Here is a 22,994-nt window from a genome sequence, read left to right as displayed (position 1 = left end):
CATGGCAACCCAGACCACCAAACCCGACGAGCTCGCCGTCCCGCTCGACCTGCTGCTGACGAGCGCCACCAAGCCGTTCGCCAGCCGGATGATGCCCGACGACACCTGGACCCGGTTCGCGGCCAGCCTCGCCAAGCAGCCCGGCACGGTGGCCGGCCGGATCGGCGCCCTCACGCGCGAGCTGGGCGCCGTCGCGGCGGGCACCTCGCACCGGGTGCCGGGCCGGGGTGACAAGCGATTCGCCGACTCGGCGTGGGAGCAGAACCCGCTGCTGCACCGGATCATGCAGGCCTACCTCGCCGGCGCGGAGACCGCCGAGGGGCTGCTCGGCGACGCCCGGCTGGACTGGCGGGACCAGGAGAGGATGCGGTTCGTCGTCGACAACCTGGTCGAGGGCCTGGCCCCCAGCAACAACCCGCTCGTCAGCCCGCTGGGGTGGAAGGCGATGATCGACACCGGCGGGCTCAGCGCCGTGCGGGGGCTGAAAGCCTTTGCGCGCGACATGCTTTCCAAGCCCCGGGTGCCCGCGATGGTCGAACCCGACGCCTACGCCGTGGGGGAGGACCTGGCCGTCACCAAGGGCGCGGTCGTCGCGCAGACGTCGATGTTCGAGCTGATCCAGTACGCCCCGCAGACCGCCAAGGTGCGCGAGGTCCCGCTGCTCATGGTGCCGCCGGTGATCAACAAGTACTACATCATGGACATCGCGCCCGGGCGCAGCATGATCGAGTACTTCGTTCAGCAGGGACAACAGGTGTTCGTGATCTCCTGGCGCAATCCGCAGAAGCGGCACCGGGATTGGGGTTTCGACGCGTACGGCGCGGCGATCATCGAGGCGATGGACGCGGTGGAGAAGATCACCGGGACCGACCGCACCCACCTGCTGGCCACGTGCTCGGGCGGGATCCTGGCCGCGATGACGGCGGCCCACCTGGCGGAGACCGGCCGCGGCGACCGCGTGGCCGGTCTCAACCTGTCGGTCACCGTGCTCGACGAGAATCGGGCGGGACTCGCGGCCGCGGTGATGAGCGACCGTGCGGCCCAGGCGGCGATCCGCGTGTCGGGCCGCAAGGGCTACCTCGACGGGCGCGATATGGCAGAGATGTTCGCCTGGCTGCGGCCCACCGACCTGGTGTGGCGCTACTGGGTGAACAACTACGTCCAGGGCCGCAAGCCGGCCCCGTTCGACGTGCTGTTCTGGAACGCCGACACCACCCGGATGACGGCGGCCCTGCACCGCGACATGGTGCTGATGGCCGTGCGCAACGCGCTCGTCACCCCCGGCGGCGTCGACATGCTCGGCACCCCGGTGGACCTGTCGAAGGTCACCGCCGACGCCTACGTCGTCGGTGGTGTGGCCGACCACATCTCGCCCTGGCAGGCCACCTACCGCAGCGCGCGGCTCCTCGGCAGCAAGGACAACCGCTACGTGCTGTCCACCAGCGGTCACATCGCCGCCCTGGTCAACCTGCCCGGCAACCCGAAGGCGTCCTACCGCACCGGCCCCGTCGACGCCGAGGACCCGCAGCAGTGGCTCGAGTCGTCGCAGCAGTCCAAGGACTCCTGGTGGCCGGACTACGTGGCCTGGCTGGCCGAGCGCAGCGGCCCGGAGATCGATGCGCCCAAAGCGCTTGGGGGCGAGGGTCTTCCGCCGCTCGGGCCGGCTCCCGGCAGTTATGTGATGGAGAAGTGAGCAAGCGGGGTGCGCCGCAGAGGCGCCTGCGCGTGGTGACGCCGAGCACGGTCGGCGTGGAACGCTATGTCAACACCGGCGGCCAGCGGATCCGGGTGAACGTGCGCGAAGCCACGGGCGTGCCGCTGGTGCTGTGCAACGGCATCGGGGCCAGCCTCGAGGTGCTCGATCCGCTGGTCGAACAGCTGCCGATGACCGTGATCAGGTTCGACGTGCCGGGCACCGGGGGGTCGCCGACCTCGCCGCTGCCGTACGGGTTCCCCTATCTGGCCTGGGTTTTGGGCCGGGTGCTGAACAAGCTCGGTGTCGGGGTGGTCGACATCCTCGGTCTCTCGTGGGGCGGGGCGCTCGCGCAGCAGTTCGCCTTTCAGAACCCGCGCCGCTGCCGGCGCATGGTCCTGGTGGCCACCGGCACCGGCGTGCTGATGGTGCCGGCCAGCCCGCGGATCCTGTCGAAAATGGTCACGCCGCGCCGGTTTTCGGATCCCAACTACGCCGCCTCGATCGCCGGCGATCTCTACGGTGGCACCGTCCGCGCCCACGGTGAAGACGTGGCGAAGCTGTTCGTGCGCCAGCTGCACGCCGGATCGAAGATGGGTTACCTGCACCAACTGCTCGCCGGATCGGTGTGGACCAGCCTGTTCGCGCTGCCGGCCGTCAGGCAGGAGACGCTGATCGTCTCGGGCACCGACGACCCGATCATCCCGGTGGTCAACGCGCGCATCCTGCACAGGCTGCTGCCCCACTCGATCCTGCACCTGCATTCGGGCGGTCACATCGACATCGTGCACAACGCCCCCGAGCTCGCCCCCGTCATCGAGGGCTTTCTCAGCGAGGCGGGCGAACGGGCCTGAGCGGCAAACATTTCGGGGCGCAGGCGTCAGGCGCAGACGTCGGCGGTGACGGCGCCGGTCAACCGGATCAGATCCCCGGGGGCGACGGCGACGTCCCAGCCGCGCCGGCCCGCGCTGCAGTAGATGCGGTCCCACCGCAGGGCGCTCGAGTCGAGCACCGTCGGCAGCGGCTTGCGTTGCCCGAACGGGGATATGGCGCCGACCACGTAGCCGGTGGCCCGCTCGGCGGCGGCGGCCTCGGCCATCCCGGCCCTGGGCACGCCCAGCGCGGCGGCGGCCGCCTTCAGCGAGAGGCGGTCCGGCACCGGAAGAATCGCCACGGCCAGTCCGCCGGTCACGGTGATCACCAGGGTCTTGTAGATCTGTTCGCGCGCAATGCCGCGTTCGGTCAGGGCGTCTGCCGCCTCGTCACCGAACGAGCGGTGGGAAGGATCGTGCTCGAACGTGACCACCTCGTGCGGCACACCGGCTTTCGCCAACGCGGCCAGCCCGCGGGTGGCGGCGCGCGGCATGGGGGGTCAGGGCCCGGTGTAGCCCGGCGGGTTGACGCCGTCGACCCAGAAGTCCACGCCCAGTTCGGAACCCGACACGCAGTTGTAGACCGACAGGTCGCTGACGCCGGACTCGAGCAGCACGTCCTCACACAGCAGCATGTTGCCGGTGTACTCCCGGGCGGGCTTGTTGAGGATGACGTAGGCCGCGTCGGAGTACACCTCCGGCTTGCGGGACCGCGCCATCGCCGCGTCGCCGCCGAGCAGGTTCTGCACCGCGGCGGTCGCCACCATCGTGCGGGGCCACAGCGTGTTCGAGGCGATGCCCGCCTCCCGCATCTCCTCGGCGATGCCCAGGGCGCACAGCGTCATCCCGAACTTGGCCATCATGTAGGCGGTCGGCTTGAGCCACTTGCCCTCGAGCAGCACCGGCGGCGACAGCGTGAGGATGTGCGGGTTCTCCCGGCCCTTCAGGTGGGGGATGCAGGCCTGCGACACCGCGTACGTGCCGCGCACCTGGATGCCGTTCATCAGGTCGAAGCGCTTCATCGGCACCTCGGTGATGGAGCCGAGGTTGATCGCCGACGCGTTGTTGACGCAGATGTCGATGCCGCCGAACTGCTCGACGGTCTTGGCCACCGCGGACTCGACCGACTCGGGGTCGCGGACGTCACCGACGATGGGCAGCGCCCGCCCGCCGGCCTCCTCGAGTTCCTTGGCGGCGGTGTACACCGTGCCGGGCAGCTTGGGGTGCGGTTCGGCGGTCTTGGCAATGAGAGCGATGTTGGCGCCGTCCTGGGCGGCCCGTTTGGCGATCGCGAGGCCGATACCGCGGCTGGCGCCGGAGATGAACATGGTCTTGCCATTCAGGGACATGGCGACACCCTAACGCCCGCCGGACCGCTGTCATCCCTGCCCCGGAAATAGCGCGACGGCCGGCGCTGTTGATGAATTCGGTTTCTGATGCAGCGAGCGGCGGCGGACCCGGGCAGATCTTGTCGGGGGAAGCCTCTAGATTGGGAGGAGCACTTCGTGTCAACGGCGACGGCCCTATTGGGTGAGGAGCAGTTGGCTTGCCTCCTTGCGAGTCCGGCGGAGCTTGCGTGGCTCCCCGGAGACACCGCAGCAGAAGGGACCGGGTTAATCGACATGCCCGACGTTGACGACGGCCAAAGCGTTGGCCGAGACGGCACCGAACCAGAGGTTCCGCCGCGCGAGGAGACGGACGAGGAGCTCACCGCGCGTTTCGAGCGCGACGCGATCCCCCTGCTCGACCAGCTCTACGGCGGTGCGCTGCGCATGACGCGCAACCCCGCCGACGCCGAGGACCTGCTGCAGGAGACGATGGTCAAGGCCTACGCGGGCTTCCGCTCGTTCCGCGCCGGCACCAACCTCAAAGCGTGGCTGTACCGCATCCTGACCAACACCTACATCAACAGCTACCGCAAGCGGCAGCGCCAGCCGTCGGAGTACCCGACCGAGGAGATCACCGACTGGCAGTTGGCGTCCAACGCTGAGCACTCCTCGACCGGGTTGCGGTCCGCCGAGGTCGAAGCGCTCGAGGCGCTACCCGACACCGAGATCAAGGAAGCGTTGCAGGCCCTGCCAGAAGAGTTCCGGATGGCCGTCTACTACGCCGATGTCGAGGGTTTCCCGTACAAGGAGATCGCCGAGATCATGGACACCCCCATCGGGACGGTAATGTCTCGGCTGCACCGCGGCAGGCGTCAGCTACGTGGCCTGCTGGCCGACGTGGCCAAGGAGCGGGGCTTCAACCGCGGTCGGCAGGCGCACGAGGAGGTGGCTCCATGAGCGACTTGCCGCGCACGGGCGACCAGAGCGCCGACGGCTCGCACGGCTCCCACGGCGTCGGCTGCGCGCAGGTGATCGCCGAGGTATGGACCCTGCTCGACGGCGAATGCACCCCCGAGGCCCGAGAGCGGCTGCGCCAGCACCTCGAGGCGTGCCCCGGATGCTTCAAGCACTACGGGCTCGAGGAGCGGATCAAGGCGCTGATCGCCACCAAGTGCAGGGGCGAGACGGCCCCCGAGGGGCTCAAGGAACGGCTCCGCCTGGAAATCCGGCGGACCACCATCATCCGCGGACTGCAGTAACGCCTCAGGCGTTGGGCCGCTTGCCGTGGTTGGCCTTGCTGTGCTTGCGGTCGCGCTTCTTCCGGCCACGCTTGGCCATGGTGAAAACCTCCACTGATTGCTCTTCGACCGGGTGCCGAGCACCCGTTAGCTTGCCTCACATCCTCTCACGGCCCGCGCGCCGCGAACCCGGCCACCCCTGTGGTTCGATATACATGGTCTTTGACGGATCACTAGCCAGCCTGCGCGAATGGCCGACACGAGTGGGGTGAAGATGGCCGAGGATGTTCGAGCCGAGATCGTTGCCAGCGTGCTCGAAGTCGTTGTCAGCGAGGGCGACCAGATCGGCAAGGGCGACGTCGTGGTGCTGCTGGAGTCGATGAAGATGGAGATCCCCGTCTTGGCCGAGGTCGACGGCACCGTCAGCCAGGTCAGCGTGGCGGTGGGCGACGTCATTCAGGCGGGCGACCTGATCGCCGTGATCAGCTAGTCGCCAGAAAGCTCCTGAGAACACATTGTCGACTCTCGGTGATCTGCTTGCCGAACACACGGTGCTGCCGGGCAACGCGGTCGACCACCTGCACGCGGTGGTGGGCGAGTGGCAGCTGCTGGCCGACCTGTCGTTCGCGGACTACCTCATGTGGGTGCGCCGCGACGACGGCGTCCTGGTCTGCGTGGCGCAATGCCGCCCGACCACCGCGCCCACGGTGGTGCAGACCGACGCCGTCGGCAGCGTCGTGCCCCCCGATCGACTGCCGCTGGTCGCCGAGACGTTCGCCTCGGGCAGCGCGAAGCTGACGCGCAACGGGTCGCAGGAACATTGGTGGCCGCTGCCCGGACAGCACGTCGAGGCGTCGCCGGTGCGCTACCGCGACCAGGTGGTCGCCGTCCTCACCCGCCACCAGGCCGCGCTCGCGGCCGACCACATGTCCAGCCACCTGGAGACCGCGTACCGGGACTGCGCGACCGACCTGGTGCACATGCTGTCGGAGGGCACCTTCCCCGATGTGCGGGACGTGGCCATGTCGCGCTCGACGCCGCGGGTCGGCGACGGCTTCATCCGACTGGACGTCGACGGCGTCGTCGCCTACGCCAGCCCGAACGCGCTGTCGGCCTACCACCGGATGGGGCTGACCAGCGACCTGGAGGGCCACAACCTGGTCGAGGTGACCCGGCCGCTGATTTCCGACCCGTTCGAGGCGCAGGAGGTGGCCGAGCACGTCGCGGACCTGGTCGCCGGTGGCAAGAGCATGCGGATGGAGGTCGACGCCGGGGGCGCGACGGTGCTGTTGCGGACGCTGCCGCTGGTGGTCCACGGCGCCAGCGCCGGCGCCGCGGTCCTGATCCGCGACGTCACCGAGGTCAAGCGCCGCGACCGGGCCCTGATCTCGAAGGACGCCACCATCCGCGAGATCCACCACCGGGTGAAGAACAACCTGCAGACGGTCGCGGCGCTGCTGCGGCTGCAGGCCCGCCGGACCGTCAACGTCGAGGGGCGCGAGGCGCTGATCGAGTCGGTGCGCCGGGTGTCGTCGATCGCGCTGGTCCACGACGCCCTGTCGATGTCGGTGGACGAGCAGGTGAACCTCGATGAGGTGATCGACCGGATCCTGCCGATCATGAACGACGTGGCGTCGGTCGACCGGCCCATCCGCATCAACCGCGTGGGCGACCTCGGCGTCCTCGACTCCGACCGCGCGACGGCCCTGATCATGGTGATCACCGAGCTGGTCCAGAACGCGATCGAGCACGCGTTCGACCCCGCGGCGCAGGAAGGGTCGGTGACGATCCGCGCGGAGCGCTCGGCGCGCTGGCTCGACGTCGTCGTGCACGACGACGGCCGCGGGCTACCCGACGGATTCAGCCTGGAGAACTCCGACAGCCTCGGCTTGCAGATCGTGCGGACGCTGGTGTCGGCCGAGCTGGACGGCACGCTGGGCATGCGGGAGGCCCCGGGGCCTGGGGGCAACAAGGGCACCGACGTGGTGCTGCGGGTGCCGATCGGCCGCCGGGCCCGGCTGGTTCTCTGAGTCCACGCAACAGCGCGGCCCCGACTTTCGTCGGGGCCGCGCTGTCGACTGACTGGGTCAGACTCCGCTACGGGCCTTCGTCCGGGCGTTGCGGCGCTTCAGCGCGCGCCGCTCATCTTCGCTCATTCCGCCCCAGACCCCCGAGTCCTGACCGGTGTTCAGGGCCCACGACAGGCACTCCGTCGTCACCGAACACCGATTGCAGATCAGTTTCGCGTCAGCGATCTGCGCGAGCGCCGGGCCGCTGTTCCCAACCGGGAAGAACAGTTCCGGATCCTCGTCGCGACAGACCGCCTTGTGGCGCCAATCCATATGTTGTTACTCCTCACTGAGTGCGCAGCACGGCGCACGGCCTTTTTTCTTCGGCTGTTAAGCGTGCAAGAAAAGGGACGTACCCCTACATGAATTTCTGCATGCAACCTTTCGATCGTTTCACAGGCACAACAGATGTCAATAGCGTGACTTCGCTCGTGGGCTATCTCACTTCATTGTTTTCTTAGTTGGGCCCTTACTCCGTTGTACTACACTCATCGCCTGCTTTCCGAGGAGCGAGCTCCCGGAGGGTCCCTACGTGCCCGTGTCAGCGCAGCTCACGGCGGGTTTTTGCGGGCGGGGCCACCACCGGGAGCAGGCCGGGAACCGCCCGGAACGTCATGGTTTGGCGCTCGCCGAGGTAATCGCCGTCGAGCTGGCTGGCCATGGGGTCACCGGCGCACGTGACCCGGGCGCAGGCCGCGTCGTCGTCGCGCACGAGCTGTTCGGCCTGCGGATTGCCCCGCTTCGACAGGATCTGGCCGACCAGCCGCAGGGTGGGGAAGACCTTCATGCCGGTCAGGGCGAAGATCCCGAGTCCCGACTCGAAGCTGCACCCGGGGTTGGGGCGCAAGGGGCGGCTGTTGCTGTAGGTCCAGGGATTGGTGTTGGACACCCACACGAAGTGCACCCCCGGGATGGGCTCACGGCCGGGCAGCTCCAGGGTGAGCCGGGGCTCGCGGCGGCGGAAGGCGATGGTGGTGGGCACCGCGACGCGCCAGTAGCGCAGGGCGTTGACCTTGACGCCCTTGTCGCGCTGAGCCTCGACCCCGGCCACCACCTCGGCGTCGACGCCCATCCCGGCGTTGAGCACCGCCCACCGCTCGCCGCAGTCGATCAGCCCGATGCGCCGCCACGCCTGGTGCCGGCGGTAATCGTCGATCAGCTGGATGAGCTGGTTCGTCGCGGCCACCGGGTCCGTCGAGATGCCGAGCGACCGGGCCAGCACGTTCGCCGAGCCGCCGGGCAGGACCGCGACCGCGGGCACCCGCTCCGGCGGCGCCGACCCGGGGCGGCCGAGCATGCCGTTGACGATCGCGCTCACCGTGCCGTCGCCGCCGTGCACGACGACGAGGTCGAGCCCGTCGGCGACGGCGGCCTGCGCCAGCTCCGTGCCGTGGCCCCGGTGGGTGGTGTGCTCGACGGCGAGCTGCAGGCGGCTCTTGAGCGCGTGCGCCACCAGGTCGCGGGCTGCCGGGGTGGTCGAGGTGGCGGTGGGGTTGACGATCAGGACGGCGCGCATGAGGCACGAGCTTAGGCGCGGCGGCTAAGGGTCCGCTGTGGCAGCCGGGCGACTGGCTACTCTGGCGCTGTGAACGCCGCCGTCGATCCCGCCGTGCCGGGCGCCGGCCGCGCCGCGGGGCTGATCGTCGCGGTGCAGGGGGTCGCCGCCCTGGTCGTCGCGGTGGTCCTGGTGGTGCGGGGCTTCGCGGGAGCCGACCAGCGGGTGGTCAACGGCTTGGCCACCGCGGCCTGGTTCGTGCTGGTGGGAGTCGTGGTGCTCGCCGGGGGACGCGCCTTGAGGGCCGGCAGGCGATGGGGCCGGGGCCTGGCCGTCATCACGCAATTGCTGCTGCTGCCCGTGGCGTGGTACCTGGTGACGGGCTCGCACCAGCCGGCCGCCGGGGTTCCGCTGGGCGTTGTCGCGCTGGTGGTGCTGGGCCTGCTGTTCAGTCCCGCCGCCGTCCGTTGGGCGGCCGGCGGCGGTCAGGCCGGGCCCGCCAGTTCCGAGAGCCGGGCGCCCGACAGCCGGTAGGTCGTCCACTCGCGCTGCGGTTCACCGCCGAGCCCGTCGTAGAGGGCGATGGCGTCGGTGTTCCAGTTGAGCACCGCCCACGTCAACCGCGTGTAGCCGCGCTTCACGCATTCCCCGGCCAGCGTCGCCAGCAGGCGCCGGGCCAGCCCGCGGCGGCGAAACTCCGGACGCACGAACAGGTCTTCGAGATGCATGCCCGCTACGCCGTCCCAGGTGGAGAAGTTGAGAAACCACAGCGCCATCGCGGCGACCTCGCCGCCGACTTCGGCGACGTGTCCGTGCAGGGTCGGCGCGTCACCGAAAAGCGCTGCGGAGATTTGCTTTTCGGTGACGCCGCATTGGTCGGCGGCGCGCTCGAATTCGGCCAGCGCGTGGATCATCGCGGTGATCGCGGCGACGTCCTGCGGAATCGCGCGGCGGATGTTCACCGGCCGACGCCCAGCGCGTTGAGAATGGTCGCGAATTTCGTTGTGGTTTCCGCGACTTCGTCATCCGGGTCGGATTCGGCGACGATCCCGCCGCCCGCGCGGGCCAGGGCGGTGCGCCGGTCGGCCGACAACTGCGCGCACCGGATGGACACCACCCACCGGCCGTCGCCGCCGGCGTCGCACCAGCCCACCGCGCCGGCGTAGAAGCCGCGGTCGCCCTCCAGTTCGGCGATGACCTCGGTGGCGGCCCGTGTCGGCACCCCGCCGACCGCGGGGGTGGGGTGCAGCGCCAGCGCCAAATCGATTGCGCTCGTCGATGTGTCGCGCAGCCGCCCACTGATCGGGGTGCACAGGTGCCATACCGTCGCGGTGCGGCTCAGCCGGGGCTCGGCGGCGATCGTCAGCTCGTCGCACAACGGCTCCAGCGCCGCCCGCATGCTGTCGATGACCAGCCGGTGCTCGTGCAGGTCCTTGGCCGACGCCGCCAGTGCCGCGGCGTTGGCGGCGTCGAGGTCGGGATCGTCGGCGCGCGGGGCCGACCCGGCGAACGGCTGGCAGACGACGCGGTCGCCGGCGCGCGCGACCAGCAGCTCCGGGCTCGCGCCGACCAGCGCCGCGCCCGCGTAGTCGCCCCCGGCGGGGGTCAGGTCGACGAGGTAGCCGTACGCGGCCGGGTCCGCGGCCACCAGGCGGCGCAACACGGCCCGGGCGTCCAGCGGCGCGTCGGCGGCCAGCCGCAGCGCCCGGGAGAGGACCACCTTGCGCAGCTCGCCCGGCGCGGCCAGCCGCCCCCGCGCCCGCTCGATCGCTTCGCGGTAGTCCGCGGGCGGCGGCACGGCCGCGGCGATCCGGACCCGCGGCATCGGGCCCGTTGGCCAGTCCGGGAGGGCATCGCAGGTCCGCACGGCCTCGGGCTCGAGCAACGCGGCCGGTCGATCGACGTCGAAGGGCAACGCGCCCAACACCATTGACGCCGACCCCGCGCGCAACGCCGCCTGCGCCGCCCGCACGTCGCAGTAGCGCCGCCGCACCCCCTCGGCGATGAGGGTCTGCCCCGGCGCGCAGAGCACGAATGGCGGTTCGGGGTTCAGATGCTCGCCTCGCCCCCTAGCCTCTTCGAGGCCGGGGGTGCCCCCACCTCCCGCTGCGCGGCGCGCATCGTCGCCTTCGGGGCTCACCCGGGCGTGATCGCCTGCGGCTGGGCCGTCAATCCGAGCGCGGCGAGCTGGCGCACGCCGTGCTCGAACCCGCACACCGCGATCGAGCCGGCGAGCATCCAGAAGCGGCTGCCCTCGACGAGCGGCAGCTCGACCCACCGGGTGATCACCGACCGGGAGAAGTGACTGTGCCCGACGAACACGACGTCGCGCGAGTCCATGTGCTCCAGCGCGAGGGCGACGGCCCAGTCGGCGCGCTCGCTGACCTGTTCCACGCTCTCGCCGCCGGGGCAGCCGTGCGTCCAGACCAGCCAGTCGGGATCGGACTCGTGAATCTGATCGGTGGTCAGCCCCTCGTAGTCGCCGTAGTCCCATTCGGCGAGCAGCGGCGTGACCTCGTCGACGGACAGCCCGGCCAGTTTGGCCGTGGTCAGCGCGCGGATGCGGGGGCTGCTGAACACCAGCGGATTGGACAGATTCAGTTCGCGGAGCACCCGCCCGGCGAGTTCGGCCTGGACGCGGCCCGTGTCGGTGAGCTCCAGGTCGGTGCGGCCGGTGTGCTGGCCGGACTTCGACCAAGCGGTCTGGCCGTGGCGCAGCAGGACCAGCCGGTGGGTGTGTGAGTCCATATCGACCGATTCTGCCGGACTCCGGGGCCCGTCGCTTCGGGCGTAGGGCGGGGGGACGTGCCAGGATGGCAGGGTGAGTGCGCGGCGACGATATGAGGCAGGTGAAGCGATGAGGTGGGGGCACCACCCCCTTGCGGGGGAGAGCAGCGCTATTGACTAAGACGCGGGTGTTGGCGGTGGCCAACCAGAAGGGCGGCGTGGCCAAGACGACGACGGTCGCCTCGCTGGGGGCCGCTTTCGTCGACGAGGGTCGGAGGGTGCTCCTTGTCGATCTGGATCCGCAAGGGTGCCTGACGTTCTCGCTCGGCCAGGACCCCGACAAGCTGCCGGTGTCGGTCCACGAGGTGCTGCTCGGCGAGGTCGAGCCGGACGCCGCGCTGGTCACCACGATGGAGGGCATGACGCTGCTGCCCGCCAACATCGACCTGGCCGGCGCCGAGGCGATGCTGCTGATGCGGGCGGGCCGCGAGTACGCGCTCAAGCGCGCGCTGGCCAAGCTCGCCGACCAGTTCGACGTCGTGGTGATCGACTGCCCACCGTCGCTGGGCGTGCTCACGCTCAACGGGCTGACGGCGGCCGACGAGGTGATCGTGCCGCTGCAGTGTGAGACCCTGGCCCACCGCGGCGTCGGGCAGTTCCTGCGCACCGTCACCGACGTCCAGCAGATCACCAACCCGGACCTGAAGCTGCTGGGGGCGCTGCCGACGCTGTACGACGCGCGCACCACTCACACCCGCGACGTGCTGGTCGACGTCGCCGACCGCTACGACCTGCCGGTGCTCGCCCCGCCGATTCCGCGGACCGTGCGGTTCGCCGAGGCCAGCGCGTCGGGCTCGTCAGTGATGTCCGGGCGCAAGAACAAGGGCGCGTCGGCGTACGGCGAGCTGGCGAAGGCGCTGCTCAAGCACTGGAAGACCGGCAAGCCGCTGCCGACGTTCGCCGTCGAGGTGTAGCGCTCGTCGAACGTGTGGCATAGGGACGAATTCCGGGCCATTTCTGTATCTGAGCCTCAGGTTCGTGCATCGAGCCCGCGGTCTGCGCCCCGACTCTGCGCACAGATCGAGAATTTGCGCGAAATCACGCGCTGAGCGCAGTCTCGACCCCGCTACCGACCCGGCACATGCGGCGGCCCGGCTCAATCAGCCCGCCGGATCAGCCCAGGGCCACCACGGTGTCGCCGCGCTGCTCGAATATTTTCGAGCCCTCGACCGCGGGAACCACGGCGGACGTGATCGGCGCCCGGTCCACCGGAATGTCTCGCTGGTAGGCGCCGGTGAGCGGGTCGTAGACGCCGATCCCACCGGTCAGCGGCACCAGCAGCCGGCCGGCCATCATCGTGCCGGGCCCCAGCGGCGCCCTGTCGCCCGCGGCGATCGTGTAGCGCAGCGTCAGGGTGCCCGCGTCGAACACCATCACCGTGTCGCCGGTCCACCAGGTGACCAGGCTGCCCGCCTGCGACACCGTGGCGGACTTCGACGGCGGCTTGGGCAGCAGCGTGCTCGAGACGGTGGTGCCGGTCTGGTCGATCACCTCGACCCGGGGTTGCGGGGACGGCAGGTAGACCGCCGTGGTGTTCTCCCACACGGCCAGCACGCGGGCGCCCGAGCCGGCCGCGACGCCGGGCTCGGGGACCACCTGCTGCTGCGGCTCGTCGTCTTCCTTGCCGGGGCGCAGCAGCACCAGCCGCAGGTCGGCCTGGTTGCCGCAGCCCTCGAGCACCGACACCGCCGACGAGCTGGCCGCCGCCGACACCAGGCTGCATCCGGAGTGCAGTCCCCGCGCCGACGGTTTCACCCGCGCGTCGGTCTCGCCGTAGGCCAGCATCCGCACCATGTCCGAACGCCACAGCTCGAGGCGGGTGGCGCCGGTCGACAGCACGGTGGTGCCGTCGGAGGACAGCCGCACGCGCGGGTCGGCGTAGCCGCTGCGGGCCGCGCCGCGGCGCCCCGTGGCGCCGTCGAGCGTGCTGACCTGCCCGCAGCCGCGGTCGTCGTGATAGACCGCGACGGCGTAGTGGTAGACCCACGAGACGCCGCACAGGTCGCTGTCGCGGGAGTAACTCCACCGCGACTCTCCGGTGCCGGCGTCACGCCCGTCGACACGGCGGCCGTCGCCCGTGGTGACCGTCCCGCCCACGACGATGGGCGCGGTGGTGGCGGGGCTCGCCGCCGTCCACAGCTGCCGCAGGGTGGCCGGCACCTCGCGCGCCGTCGACGGGTTGGGTGCCGGCACGGCGGCCGGCCGGCTGACGGTGGCCCGGGCGTCGCTGGTCCACCAGATCAGCGACGCCGCGGCGGCCACGACAACCACGATCGCCGCAGCGGCAAGGAGGTCACCCTTGGTCCGGCGTTCGGGCTTGACCATGCCTGAAGCGGACGCTCAGTCGGTGGGCGCGCCGGCGGACGCTTCCGCCGGTTTGCGGCGCCGGCGGCGACGCCGGCCGCTCCCGGAATTGCCGGCCGGGGTGGTCGAGGGCGCCTCGGCCGGTCCGTCACCGGCGGCCGCGCCGGTGGGATGGCTGGTGACGGGCTGGCCGCCGCGGGTGCGGCGGCGGCGCTCGCCGGAGCGCTTGCGCGGCGCCTTGGCGGGTGCCTGCCCGTCGCTTTCGGTGCGCTTGGCCGGGGCCTTGCGCGGCGCGCCGATGGTGCCGCCCGCGCCGGCCGGGATGCTGAGCTCCTCGTAGAGATGGGGCGAATTCGAGTACGTCTCGGCGGGGTCCGGCGTTTCCAGGCCGAGCGCCTTGTCGATCATCGTCCAGCGGGGCAGCTCGTCCCAGTCGACCAGGGTGACCGCGATACCGGTCTTGCCGGCGCGGCCGGTGCGGCCGATGCGGTGGACGTAGGCCTGCTCGTCCTCGGGGATCTGGTAGTTGATGACGTGGGTGATGTCGTCGATGTCGATGCCGCGGGCGGCCACGTCGGTGGCGACCAGCACGTCGATGTCGCCGGTGCGGAACGCCTTGAGCGCCTTCTCCCGGGCGACCTGGTTGAGGTCGCCGTGCACGGCGCCGACCTTGAAGCCCCGCTCGCCGAGCTCGTCGGCGACCTTCTGGGCGGTGCGCTTGGTGCGCGTGAAGATCATCGTGGCGCCGCGGCCCTCGGCCTGCAGAACGCGGCTGACCAGCTCGACCTTGTCGAGCGCGTGGGCGCGGTAGACGAACTGCTCGGTCTTGTCGTGCACCGCCGACGAGTGCGGCGCCTCGGCCCGGATGTGGGTGGGCTGGTTCATGAAGGTGCGGGCCAGGGTGATGATCGGCCCCGGCATGGTCGCCGAGAACAGCATGGCCTGCCGGTCGGTGGGGATCTGGCGCAGGATCCGCTCGATGTCGGGCAGGAAGCCCAGGTCGAGCATCTCGTCGGCCTCGTCGAGCACCAGCATCGACAGCCCGCCCAGCTGCAGGTGGCCCTGCTGGGCGAGGTCGAGCAGCCGGCCCGGGGTGCCGACAACGACGTCGGCGCCGGCGCGCAGCGCCTCGATCTGCGGTTCGTAGGCCCGGCCGCCGTAGATGGACACGACCGAGAGGGCGCGGCCGCCCTCGGCGGTCAGGTACTTGGCGGCGGTCGCCAGGTCCTGGGTGACCTGCAGGCAGAGCTCGCGGGTGGGGACGACGACCAGGGCGCGGGGCGCGCCGCTCAGGGGCCGGTCGCCGGTGGAGATGCGCTGCAGCATCGGCACCCCGAACGCGAAGGTCTTGCCCATGCCGGTGCGGGCCTGGCCGATGACGTCGTCGCCGGCCAGGGCCATCGGCAGGGTCAGCTCCTGGATGGCGAAGGGACGTTCGATGCCCTTCTCGGCCAGCGCGCGGACGATCTCGTCGCGGACACCGAGTTGGGCGAAGGTGAGGTCAGTTGTGTGGGTGAGTGCGGTCATACGGCGGAAGGAAGCCTTTCGGTGACGATTCGGTTGTTGTCGGTTCTCTCGCGGTCACGCGCACACGAGTTCCGACTCCGAAGACGTCGCCGAGTCGCCGGCCCCACGCTCGGTTCGAGCGGGCTCATTCCAGGCGGGCCAGCACGTGCACGCACATTTCGCCGGTAGTGGCGGCAACGGTGTACAGCCAATACCTACGCACATGATAGCTGGTCGACAGCCGCCGACCATTTTCTGCTAATTCCGCCGACTACAGTGTTGCCATGACCCGGTCCTCCTGGCAGCCCTCCCAAGCCGACCAAGTGGACGATCCTCAGGGCCCCCGGCTGACGGCCGACCACCCCGGGGTCAACGAGTTGTTCGCGGTGCTGGCCTACGGCGAGATCGCCGCGTTCTACCGGCTCACCGACGAGGCCCGCATGGCCCCCAACCTGCGCGGACGCATCTCGATGGCCAGCATGGCCGCCGCCGAGATGGGCCACTACGAGCTGCTGCGCGACGCCCTGGAAAAGCGTGGGGTCGACGTGGTGGCGGCGATGTCGAAGTACGTGTCCGCGCTGGAGAACTACCACCGGCTGACCATGCCCAGCACGTGGCTGGAGGCGCTGGTCAAGACCTACGTCGGCGACGCCCTGGCGGCCGACCTGTACCTGGAGATCGCCGACGGCCTTCCCGACGAGATCGCCGACGTGGTGCGGGCGGCGCTGGCCGAGACGGGCCACTCCCAGTTCGTCGTGGCCGAGGTGCGCGCCGCGGTGACCGCCAGCGGCAAGCAGCGCAGCCGGCTGGCGCTGTGGTCACGCCGGCTGTTCGGTGAGGCGATCACCCAGACGCAGTACGTGCTGGCCGACCACGACGAGCTGGTCGACCTGGTGCTGTCGGGCGCCGGCGGTCTCGGCCAGCTGAACGCCTTCTTCGACCGGCTGCAGCAGACGCACGACCGGCGCATGCACGAGCTCGGCCTGGCCTGAGCCCTACCGGGTGCAGGTCGCCAGTGGCCCGTTGTTGGCCGAGGCCACCACGGTCTGACCGGACGCGTTCACGACCGAGCAGTTCAGCCGACCGTAGAAGCTGGTCGCCACCACCGACACCGTCTGGACCCCCGGGTTCAGCACGATCATCTTCGACCACGGCAGCGACACGTTGAACTCGGTCTGCGGGTAGCCCTGCGCGTCGGTGTAGACGACGTTGACCAGGTCCAGCAGCTGCTTCGAGCCGGTCACGCTGTAGACGACCGTGCGCGGGTCGAGGGTCGCCGCGGGCGGCGCGGCGACGGCCGGCGGCGGCGCGGCGGTGGGCGTCGGCACCAGCGGGGCCGTCGGGGGCACGGTGCTCGCGCTGCGCGGCGGCAGGGTGGTCAAGGTCTCGGGGGGCAGCGTCCGCGTCGGCGAGGCGCTCGGCGGCGCCGACGTCTTGGGAGCCGCAGATGAGGGCGTCGTCGACGTGACGGTCGGCACCGGCGCCCCGAGCGTGGCCTTCGTCGTCGCACTGTCGCCGCTGTTGATGATGACGGCGGTCGCGATCGCCCCGATGGCCACGACGGCGCCCAGGATTGCCGTCACCGGCCGCCAGCGAAACTCCGTGGGCCAGCCCGTCCAGCCGTACTCGCTCTCGGGAAAGGAGTCGGTGTCGTCGTTGTCCCAGGCGCCTTTGTCCGAGACGTCGGCGTCCCAGACGTCATCCTCCGGGTAGTCCCGGATCCGGTCGTCGAGGCGGGGCCCCATGTGCCACGTGGTGGTACCCATGGGGCCGAAGGTAATGATGTGAAAGCACGGCCGAGGCTCTCCATCGCGGCAGTCGATCCACCTGGAAGCGAATCGTTACGCGAGCGAGACCGGCGTTTCGCTCACCGCGAACCGCTGGGCGGGGGCCGCGGGGCGATGACGGGTACCCGCGTCCACTAGCCTGCTGCTGACAAGGTCTTCGGCTTGAACGCCATCGGAAGGGGTGACCGTGGAGGTCAAGATTGGTATCACGGACAGTCCGCGCGAGTTGGTCTTCGCCAGTGCGCAGACGCCCGCCGAGGTCGAGGAACTCGTCGGCGCCGCGCTCAAGCAGGGCTCGGGACTGCTCAGCCTGAGCGACGAGCGCGGCCGCCGTTTCCTGGTGGACAGCACCAAGATCGCATACGTGGAGATCGGCGCACCCGACGCGCGGCGCGTCGGCTTCGGCATCGGCGCGGAGGCGGCGCGGCTGGCCGCGAAGGTGTCTAAGAGCGAGTAAGCGGCACGTGTGACAGCCCGCCCCAGGCGAACTGCACGGTGCCCTCGACGGCGTCCGACTTCGAGATCGGGCGGTCCGAGTCCAGCCAGTACCGGGCGCAGTCGACGCTGATGCCGACCAACCCCACCGCGATCATCCGGGCGCGGTGAGGATCGAGCCCGGAATCGGCGCTGATCAGGGCGAACACCGCGTCGGTGCACGACTCGGTCGCGACGCGCACCTGCGCGGCCACCTCGGGCTCGGTCACATAGTCGTTCTCGAAGATCAGCCGGTAGCCCTGGCTGTCGTGCTCGATGAAGTCGAAGAACGCCTGCACGGCCGCGTGCAGCCGCTGCCGGTTGTCGGTGGTGGTGCGCAACGCCTGCTGCACCCCGGAGACCAGGTTCTCGACGTGCCGGGCGAGCACCGCCAGATACAGCTCCAGCTTGCTCGAAAAGTGTTGGTAGAGAACGGGCTTGCTCACACCGGCGCGCTCGGCGATCTCGTCCATGCCGGCCGCGTGGTAGCCGTGGTCGACGAAGACGTCGCTGGCGACCACCAGCAATTGGCCACGACGCTCGTCGCGTGGCAGCCGGTTGCCGCGCCGGTTCTGGGCCGCCACGCCAGCGTCCGTCCTGGCGCGGTCGGGCGACCTGACCGCGCGCCGCGCCGCCGTCTTGGCGAGATCGCTCATCGAGTCCTCATCTGATCGGTTGGCGGGTGGCCCCCCGAGCCCATCCGCGCTCGTCGCACAGACATTACTACTCGTGACGCTCCGGCGACCGCCATCGACGCCGGCGGGCGCGCCAAGGGCGGCCTTCCGGTTGGGCGGGTCCAAGCTGTGCAATCCTGGGCAAATGACGTCCCAGTGGCCCCCGCGCGGCACCGGTCGGGTGCCGATGCTGCGGGACGACTGGCGGGAACCCCTTCGCGCGCTGCGCGACCCGATCGGGCGGGACGACGGCCGCACCCGGGCCGACCGGGGCAGGCCGCGGCAGTGGCGCAAACAGACCAGGCTGGGCCGTTTCGTGTCCACCTACGGTTGGCGCGCCTACGCGCTGCCCGCCCTGGTGGTGCTCACCGCCGTGGTGATCTACCAGACGGTGACCGGCACCGCCGCGCCCAAGCCGGCGGCCACCCGGGCCATCGTGAATCCGCCGGCCATCGGCGCGGTGGGCACAGAGATCATCGACGCGCCGCCGCGCGGGCTCGCCGCCTTCGATGCCAACCTGCCGGCGGGGACGCTCCCCGCCGGCGGCCCGTTCACCGAGGCGGGCGACAAGACGTGGCACGTGGTGCCGGGCACCACCCCCCAGTTCGGGCAGGGCACCGCCAAGGTGTTCCGCTACACCGTCGAGGTCGAGAACGGCATCGACCCCACGATGTTCGGCGGCGACGACGCCTTCGCGCAGATGGTCGACCAGACGCTGTCGAACCCCAAGGGCTGGACGCATAACCCGCAGTTCGCGTTCATCCGGATCGACCAGGGCAAGCCCGACTTTCGCATCTCGCTCGTGTCGCCGGTGACCGTGCGCGAGGGGTGTGGCTACGAGTTCCGGCTCGAAACGTCCTGCTACAACCCGTCTTTCGGGGCGGACCGGCAGTCGCGGGTCTTCATCAACGAGGCGCGCTGGGTGCGCGGGGCCGTGCCGTTCGAGGGCGACGTCGGCTCGTACCGGCAGTACGTGGTCAACCACGAGGTGGGCCACGCGATCGGCTACGTGCGCCATGAGGCCTGCGATGTGCAGGGCGGCCTCGCGCCGGTGATGATGCAGCAGACGTTCTCGACGTCCAACGACGACGCCGCCAAGTTCGACCCCGACGTCGTCAAGGCCGACGGCAAGACCTGCCGGTTCAACCCCTGGCCGTATCCGATCGCCTAGGGCGCCTGCTCGACGCCGAGCGTCACGCCAGCGCGACCGTCGACGCCGAACGTCACGCTGGCGTGACCGTCGGCGCCGGACTACAAGCCGGAGCGCGCGCCTAGGATCGGGGATGTCTGGTCGACCGAGGAGAATTTCGGTGTCACTGCCGCCATTGGTGCAGCCCGCGGCCGGGCTGACCCGTGAAGAGGTGGCCCGCTACAGCCGCCACCTGATCATCCCCGACCTGGGCCTGGACGGGCAGAAGCGGCTCAAGAACGCCCGCGTGCTCGTGATCGGGGCGGGCGGGCTCGGGGCGCCGACGCTGCTGTACCTGGCCGCCGCGGGCGTCGGCACCATCGGCATCGTCGACTTCGACACCGTCGACGAGTCCAACCTGCAGCGGCAGATCATCCACGGCGTGGCCGACGTCGGGCGCGCCAAGGCGCAGTCGGCGCGCGACTCGATCGCCGCGATCAACCCGCTGGTGGACGTGCGCCTGCACGAGTTCCGGCTGGACGCTGGCAACGCCGTCGACCTCTTCGCGCAGTACGACCTGATCGTCGACGGCACCGACAACTTCGCCACCCGCTACCTCGTCAACGACGCCGCGGTGCTCGCCGGCAAGCCGTACGTGTGGGGATCGATCTACCGGTTCGAGGGTCAGGTGTCGGTGTTTTGGGAGGACGCCCCGGACGGTCGCGGCCTCAACTACCGCGACCTCTACCCGGAGCCACCCCCGGCCGGCAGCGTGCCGTCGTGCGCCGAGGGCGGGGTGCTCGGGATCGTCTGCGCTTCCATCGCCTCGGTGATGGGCACCGAGGCGATCAAGCTGATCGCCGGAATCGGCGAGCCGCTGCTCGGCCGGCTCATGCTCTACGACGCCCTGGAGATGACCTACCGCACCATCACGATCCGCAAGGACCCGTCGGCGCCCACGATCACCGGGCTGGTCGATTACGAGCAGCTCTGCGGAACCGCGCCCGCCGACGCGCCGACCAACTCCACGATCACCCCGGGCGAGCTGCGCGCGTTGCTGGACTCCGGGGCGGACCTAGCGCTGATCGACGTCCGCGAGCCCGCCGAGTGGGACATCGTGCACATCGACGGCGCCCAGCTCATCCCGAAATCGCTGATCAGCTCCGGTGAAGGCCTGGCGCAACTGCCGCACGACCGGACGCCGGTGCTCTACTGCAAGACGGGCGTCCGCTCCGCCGAGGCGCTGGCCGTCGTCAAAAGGGCCGGATTCGCCGACGCGGTGCATTTGCAGGGCGGCATCGTCGCCTGGGCCGAACAGATGCAGCCCGACATGGTCATGTACTGAACCTTTGAGGGGTAGCGCCTCCATTACGCTACGCATGTGATCGTCGAGCCACCGCCGGAGCATGTGCTGGCGGCGTTCGGCTTGGCGGGCGTCACCCCCGCCCCGCTCGGGCCCGGATGGGAGGGCGGCTGGCGGTGCGGCGAGGTCGTCCTGTCGACCGTGCCCGACCATGCGCGGGCGGCCTGGTCGGCGCGGGTGCGCGAGACCCTGTTCGTCGACGGCGTGCGGTTGGCCCGCCCGGTGCGCTCGACCGACGGCCGCTACGTGGTGTCGGGATGGCGGGCCGACACCTTCGTCGCCGGCGTGCCGGAGCCCCGCCACGACGAGGTGGTTTCGGCGGCGGTCCGCCTGCACGAGGCGACGGGCAAACTCGAGCGACCGCGGTTCCTCACGCAGGGGCCGACGGCGCCGTGGGGTGAGGTGGACGTCTTCATCGCCGCCGACCGCGCGGCCTGGGAGGAGCGCCCCCTGGCGTCGGTGCCGCCGGGCGCGCGCACGGCGCCCGCGTCCGCGGACGCCGAGCGGTCGGTGGAGTTGATCGAACAGCTCGCCCGGCTGCGCAAGCCGACGCGCAGTCCCAACCAGTTGGTGCACGGCGACCTCTACGGCACAGTGCTTTTCGTGGGCACGGCGGCGCCGGGGATCACCGACATCACGCCGTACTGGCGACCCGCGTCCTGGGCGGCGGGCGTGGTCGTGGTCGACGCGCTGTCGTGGGGCGAGGCCGACGACGGGCTCATCGAACGCTGGAGCGCGCTACCGGAATGGCCGCAGATGTTGTTGCGCGCCTTGATGTTTCGGCTCGCCGTCCATGCGCTGCACCCGCGTTCGACCGCCGAGGCGTTTCCCGGCCTGGCCCGCACCGCGGCGCTGGTCCGCTTGGTGCTCTAGCGGTTTACGCCACGCCGAAACAGGACGCGACACCGTCGATTTCGACGGTCTATGCGGGATCCGGGAATTCGTAGCGGACCTCGCGCAGCGCCACCCTGCCGTCGTCGGCGAGCACGCCCTCGGCCCGCAGCAGCTCCAGCTGGCGAGCCCTCAGGTGCGGCGCGGGGCGTCCGGACGCGGTGATCACGCGGTGCCACGGCAGGTCCGAGGAGTCCGTCCGCATGATCCAGCCGACGATGCGGGGACTGGAAAGCCCTGCGACGGCGGCGATGTCGCCATAGGTGACGACCCGCCCGGCGGGTATCGCCGCGACCAGCGCGCGCACCAGCTCGACCTGCTCGTCGGTGATCGCGGCCACGATCAGCCGGCCAGCTTGCGGACCAGCGCGGCGACCTCCGCGGGCTTGGCGTAGGGCACCATGTGGTTGCAGTCGAAGTCCAGCAGCTCGAAATCGGAGCCCAGGCGGTGGCGCAGCCCCGCGATCAGCCGGTCGCCGACGTAGGGCGGCGAGGTCCGCTTCGCCCGAACCAGCGTCGTCGCCGTCCCGGGCTGCGGCAGCACGAGGTCGCGCGCCAGCTCGCTCCAGTACGACATCATCGCCGGCAGGCTGATTCGCCACCCGTATCGCCCGCCGGGCAGTTCGACCAGGTGCTCGCCGAGCTCGGCGTCGAGCAGGGCGGGGTCCACGTCCGCCCAGGCGCCTGTCGCCTTCTCCATCCGGGCCTCGGCCGCGTCGGGGTAGTCGGGGGACGACAGCATCGCCTCGGCGATGTCGCGCATCCAGCCGCCGTCCAGCCCCGCGGCCGGGTCGAGGAGTAGCAACCCCTTGACGCGGTCCGGGCGCGCCGCGGCCAGGTGCAGCGCGATCGCGCCGCCGAAGGAGTGGCCGACCACCACCACCGGCCCGTCAGCCTCCTCGTCGAGCAGCGCCGCCAGCGCCTCGGCGTTGGCGTCGATGGTCCAGGGCGCCGCCCACGACGACCGGCCATGACCCAGCACGTCGGGCGCCGCGATCGTCAGCTCGGGCAGGTAGCCGGCCAGGTGCTGCCAGCGCTGCCCGTGGCCGGTCAATCCGTGGATCGCCAACACCTGCGTGGGCCCGGGCGGGCCGTAGCGGTGCACGTGCAGCTCAGCGATTGTCATCCCAGTCGTCTTCGGCGGGGACGACGTACGCCTGTTCGATCACGTCCGCCTCGTTGGCCTCGCGCTCCCCGGCGGTCAGGTATTCGGTGTCCAAGCCCGTGTCGTCCTCGTCGACGGGTTGTTGTTGTTCGACGGCGTCGCCCTCGGGCGCTTCGTCGATGGGAAAGCCGCGCTCGACGTCTTCCACTTTCCGACCCCTTCCATGTTGTCGCCCTCCAGCGTAGGAGCCGGCTTGTCGTACCCCAGTGGTTGCATGCAG

Annotated in this window: 28 protein-coding genes; 13 read left to right on the top strand and 15 right to left on the bottom strand. The window is 70.6% G+C overall.

Features of this window, described 5'->3' with window-relative positions; translation table 11 throughout:
- Position 1 precedes the first annotated feature (1 nt).
- Together GPY60_RS00785 and GPY60_RS00780 are read left to right on the top strand one after the other, a co-directional pair.
- Entirely contained in the window at positions 2 to 1,693 is a 1,692-nt protein-coding gene (locus GPY60_RS00785; protein WP_156685653.1) for a PHA/PHB synthase family protein, read from the top strand.
- 26 nt (positions 1,694 to 1,719) lie between these two features.
- Complete coding sequence (locus GPY60_RS00780) at positions 1,720 to 2,547, top strand: alpha/beta fold hydrolase (RefSeq protein ID WP_370462634.1); 828 nt, start codon at positions 1,720 to 1,722, stop codon at positions 2,545 to 2,547.
- 26 nt (positions 2,548 to 2,573) lie between these two features.
- Here the strand turns inward: GPY60_RS00780 and GPY60_RS00775 are convergent, their stop codons facing one another.
- Both GPY60_RS00775 and GPY60_RS00770 read right to left on the bottom strand, forming a co-directional pair.
- Entirely contained in the window at positions 2,574 to 3,059 is a 486-nt protein-coding gene (locus GPY60_RS00775; RefSeq protein ID WP_156685652.1) for an aminoacyl-tRNA deacylase, read from the bottom strand.
- 6 nt (positions 3,060 to 3,065) lie between these two features.
- Positions 3,066 to 3,914, bottom strand: coding sequence for an SDR family oxidoreductase (locus GPY60_RS00770; protein ID WP_156685651.1), 849 nt, complete (start codon positions 3,912 to 3,914; stop codon positions 3,066 to 3,068).
- Positions 3,915 to 4,187: 273 nt separating this feature from the next.
- Here GPY60_RS00770 and GPY60_RS00765 point away from each other — a divergent pair, with 273 nt between their 5' ends.
- Positions 4,188 to 4,850, top strand: a complete 663-nt coding sequence (locus GPY60_RS00765; RefSeq protein WP_197283487.1) for a sigma-70 family RNA polymerase sigma factor — start codon at positions 4,188 to 4,190, stop codon at positions 4,848 to 4,850.
- Positions 4,847 to 5,152, top strand: coding sequence for a mycothiol system anti-sigma-R factor (gene rsrA / locus GPY60_RS00760; protein ID WP_156685649.1), 306 nt, complete (start codon positions 4,847 to 4,849; stop codon positions 5,150 to 5,152). The genes GPY60_RS00765 and rsrA overlap by 4 nt, the downstream gene beginning before the upstream one ends.
- Positions 5,153 to 5,156: 4 nt before the next feature.
- Here rsrA and GPY60_RS27655 read toward each other — a convergent pair whose 3' ends face one another.
- Positions 5,157 to 5,231: a 50S ribosomal protein bL37 gene (locus GPY60_RS27655; RefSeq protein ID WP_011728008.1), complete on the bottom strand. Its 75-nt coding sequence runs from the start codon at positions 5,229 to 5,231 to the stop codon at positions 5,157 to 5,159.
- 174 nt (positions 5,232 to 5,405) lie between these two features.
- On the opposite strand from GPY60_RS27655, the gene GPY60_RS00750 reads away from it, so the two are divergent.
- On the top strand, positions 5,406 to 5,621 hold the full coding sequence (locus GPY60_RS00750; RefSeq protein ID WP_156685762.1) for a biotin/lipoyl-binding carrier protein: 216 nt from the start codon (positions 5,406 to 5,408) through the stop codon (positions 5,619 to 5,621).
- A gap of 25 nt (positions 5,622 to 5,646) precedes the next feature.
- Positions 5,647 to 7,161, top strand: a complete 1,515-nt coding sequence (locus GPY60_RS00745) for a sensor histidine kinase (RefSeq protein WP_156685648.1) — start codon at positions 5,647 to 5,649, stop codon at positions 7,159 to 7,161.
- Positions 7,162 to 7,218: 57 nt separating this feature from the next.
- Here the strand turns inward: GPY60_RS00745 and whiB1 are convergent, their stop codons facing one another.
- Both whiB1 and GPY60_RS00735 read right to left on the bottom strand, forming a co-directional pair.
- Complete coding sequence (gene whiB1 / locus GPY60_RS00740; protein ID WP_156685647.1) at positions 7,219 to 7,473, bottom strand: transcriptional regulator WhiB1; 255 nt, start codon at positions 7,471 to 7,473, stop codon at positions 7,219 to 7,221.
- 268 nt (positions 7,474 to 7,741) lie between these two features.
- Positions 7,742 to 8,716 (bottom strand): diacylglycerol/lipid kinase family protein, encoded by a 975-nt coding sequence (locus tag GPY60_RS00735; protein ID WP_156685646.1) that lies wholly within the window; start codon positions 8,714 to 8,716, stop codon positions 7,742 to 7,744.
- A 69-nt stretch (positions 8,717 to 8,785) separates the two neighbouring features.
- Here GPY60_RS00735 and GPY60_RS00730 point away from each other — a divergent pair, with 69 nt between their 5' ends.
- The gene (locus GPY60_RS00730; RefSeq protein ID WP_156685645.1) at positions 8,786 to 9,229 is read left to right on the top strand and encodes a hypothetical protein; all 444 of its coding nucleotides are present in this window, start codon (positions 8,786 to 8,788) and stop codon (positions 9,227 to 9,229) included.
- On the opposite strand, the gene GPY60_RS00725 is transcribed toward GPY60_RS00730, so the two are convergent.
- The 3 genes from GPY60_RS00725 to GPY60_RS00715 all read right to left on the bottom strand — a co-directional run bounded on the left by GPY60_RS00725 (position 9,181) and on the right by GPY60_RS00715 (position 11,443).
- Entirely contained in the window at positions 9,181 to 9,609 is a 429-nt protein-coding gene (locus GPY60_RS00725; protein ID WP_156685761.1) for a GNAT family N-acetyltransferase, read from the bottom strand. The genes GPY60_RS00730 and GPY60_RS00725 overlap by 49 nt on opposite strands.
- A gap of 44 nt (positions 9,610 to 9,653) precedes the next feature.
- A complete protein-coding gene (locus GPY60_RS00720) occupies positions 9,654 to 10,748 on the bottom strand; it encodes an isochorismate synthase (RefSeq protein WP_156685760.1) in 1,095 nt (364 codons plus the stop codon).
- Between the two features lie 83 nt (positions 10,749 to 10,831).
- Positions 10,832 to 11,443 (bottom strand): acid phosphatase, encoded by a 612-nt coding sequence (locus tag GPY60_RS00715; RefSeq protein WP_156685644.1) that lies wholly within the window; start codon positions 11,441 to 11,443, stop codon positions 10,832 to 10,834.
- A 152-nt stretch (positions 11,444 to 11,595) separates the two neighbouring features.
- Here GPY60_RS00715 and GPY60_RS00710 point away from each other — a divergent pair, with 152 nt between their 5' ends.
- A complete protein-coding gene (locus GPY60_RS00710; RefSeq protein ID WP_156685643.1) occupies positions 11,596 to 12,396 on the top strand; it encodes a ParA family protein in 801 nt (266 codons plus the stop codon).
- A 199-nt stretch (positions 12,397 to 12,595) separates the two neighbouring features.
- On the opposite strand, the gene GPY60_RS00705 is transcribed toward GPY60_RS00710, so the two are convergent.
- Together GPY60_RS00705 and GPY60_RS00700 are read right to left on the bottom strand one after the other, a co-directional pair.
- On the bottom strand, positions 12,596 to 13,807 hold the full coding sequence (locus GPY60_RS00705) for an Rv3212 family protein (protein WP_156685642.1): 1,212 nt from the start codon (positions 13,805 to 13,807) through the stop codon (positions 12,596 to 12,598).
- Between the two features lie 15 nt (positions 13,808 to 13,822).
- Positions 13,823 to 15,313, bottom strand: a complete 1,491-nt coding sequence (locus GPY60_RS00700) for a DEAD/DEAH box helicase (RefSeq protein WP_156685641.1) — start codon at positions 15,311 to 15,313, stop codon at positions 13,823 to 13,825.
- 263 nt (positions 15,314 to 15,576) lie between these two features.
- Between GPY60_RS00700 and GPY60_RS00695 the strand changes: the two genes are divergently transcribed.
- Positions 15,577 to 16,284 carry a ferritin-like fold-containing protein gene (locus GPY60_RS00695; protein ID WP_156685640.1) on the top strand — a complete coding sequence of 236 codons (708 nt, stop codon included), beginning with the start codon at positions 15,577 to 15,579 and terminating at the stop codon, positions 16,282 to 16,284.
- Positions 16,285 to 16,287: 3 nt separating this feature from the next.
- Here GPY60_RS00695 and GPY60_RS00690 read toward each other — a convergent pair whose 3' ends face one another.
- The gene (locus tag GPY60_RS00690; protein WP_156685639.1) at positions 16,288 to 17,058 is read right to left on the bottom strand and encodes an MmpS family transport accessory protein; all 771 of its coding nucleotides are present in this window, start codon (positions 17,056 to 17,058) and stop codon (positions 16,288 to 16,290) included.
- Positions 17,059 to 17,260: 202 nt separating this feature from the next.
- On the opposite strand from GPY60_RS00690, the gene GPY60_RS00685 reads away from it, so the two are divergent.
- A complete protein-coding gene (locus GPY60_RS00685) occupies positions 17,261 to 17,536 on the top strand; it encodes a DUF3107 domain-containing protein (protein WP_197283486.1) in 276 nt (91 codons plus the stop codon).
- Here GPY60_RS00685 and GPY60_RS00680 read toward each other — a convergent pair.
- On the bottom strand, positions 17,523 to 18,209 hold the full coding sequence (locus GPY60_RS00680; RefSeq protein ID WP_156685637.1) for a TetR/AcrR family transcriptional regulator: 687 nt from the start codon (positions 18,207 to 18,209) through the stop codon (positions 17,523 to 17,525). The two genes, GPY60_RS00685 and GPY60_RS00680, sit on opposite strands and share 14 nt — an antisense overlap.
- A 163-nt stretch (positions 18,210 to 18,372) precedes the next feature.
- Between GPY60_RS00680 and GPY60_RS00675 the strand changes: the two genes are divergently transcribed.
- The 3 genes from GPY60_RS00675 (at position 18,373) to GPY60_RS00665 (ending at position 21,592) form a co-directional block, all read left to right on the top strand.
- On the top strand, positions 18,373 to 19,398 hold the full coding sequence (locus tag GPY60_RS00675; protein ID WP_156685636.1) for a DUF3152 domain-containing protein: 1,026 nt from the start codon (positions 18,373 to 18,375) through the stop codon (positions 19,396 to 19,398).
- Between the two features lie 133 nt (positions 19,399 to 19,531).
- Positions 19,532 to 20,701: an adenylyltransferase/sulfurtransferase MoeZ gene (gene moeZ, locus GPY60_RS00670; protein WP_156685759.1), complete on the top strand. Its 1,170-nt coding sequence runs from the start codon at positions 19,532 to 19,534 to the stop codon at positions 20,699 to 20,701.
- Between the two features lie 36 nt (positions 20,702 to 20,737).
- Positions 20,738 to 21,592 carry a TIGR02569 family protein gene (locus tag GPY60_RS00665; RefSeq protein WP_156685635.1) on the top strand — a complete coding sequence of 285 codons (855 nt, stop codon included), beginning with the start codon at positions 20,738 to 20,740 and terminating at the stop codon, positions 21,590 to 21,592.
- A gap of 49 nt (positions 21,593 to 21,641) precedes the next feature.
- Here GPY60_RS00665 and GPY60_RS00660 read toward each other — a convergent pair whose 3' ends face one another.
- The 3 genes from GPY60_RS00660 to GPY60_RS00650 are packed head-to-tail and all read right to left on the bottom strand — an operon-like array spanning position 21,642 to position 22,922.
- Entirely contained in the window at positions 21,642 to 21,950 is a 309-nt protein-coding gene (locus tag GPY60_RS00660) for an MGMT family protein (RefSeq protein ID WP_156685634.1), read from the bottom strand.
- Between the two features lie 2 nt (positions 21,951 to 21,952).
- Positions 21,953 to 22,735, bottom strand: coding sequence for an alpha/beta fold hydrolase (locus GPY60_RS00655; RefSeq protein ID WP_156685633.1), 783 nt, complete (start codon positions 22,733 to 22,735; stop codon positions 21,953 to 21,955).
- A complete protein-coding gene (locus GPY60_RS00650) occupies positions 22,722 to 22,922 on the bottom strand; it encodes a hypothetical protein (protein WP_156685632.1) in 201 nt (66 codons plus the stop codon). The genes GPY60_RS00655 and GPY60_RS00650 overlap by 14 nt, the downstream gene beginning before the upstream one ends.
- Positions 22,923 to 22,994 lie beyond the last annotated feature (72 nt).

The organism is Mycobacterium sp. Marseille-P9652 (assembly GCF_902652685.1).
Lineage (GTDB): Bacteria > Actinomycetota > Actinomycetes > Mycobacteriales > Mycobacteriaceae > Mycobacterium.
This window is presented reverse-complemented; position numbering and strand designations above follow the sequence as displayed.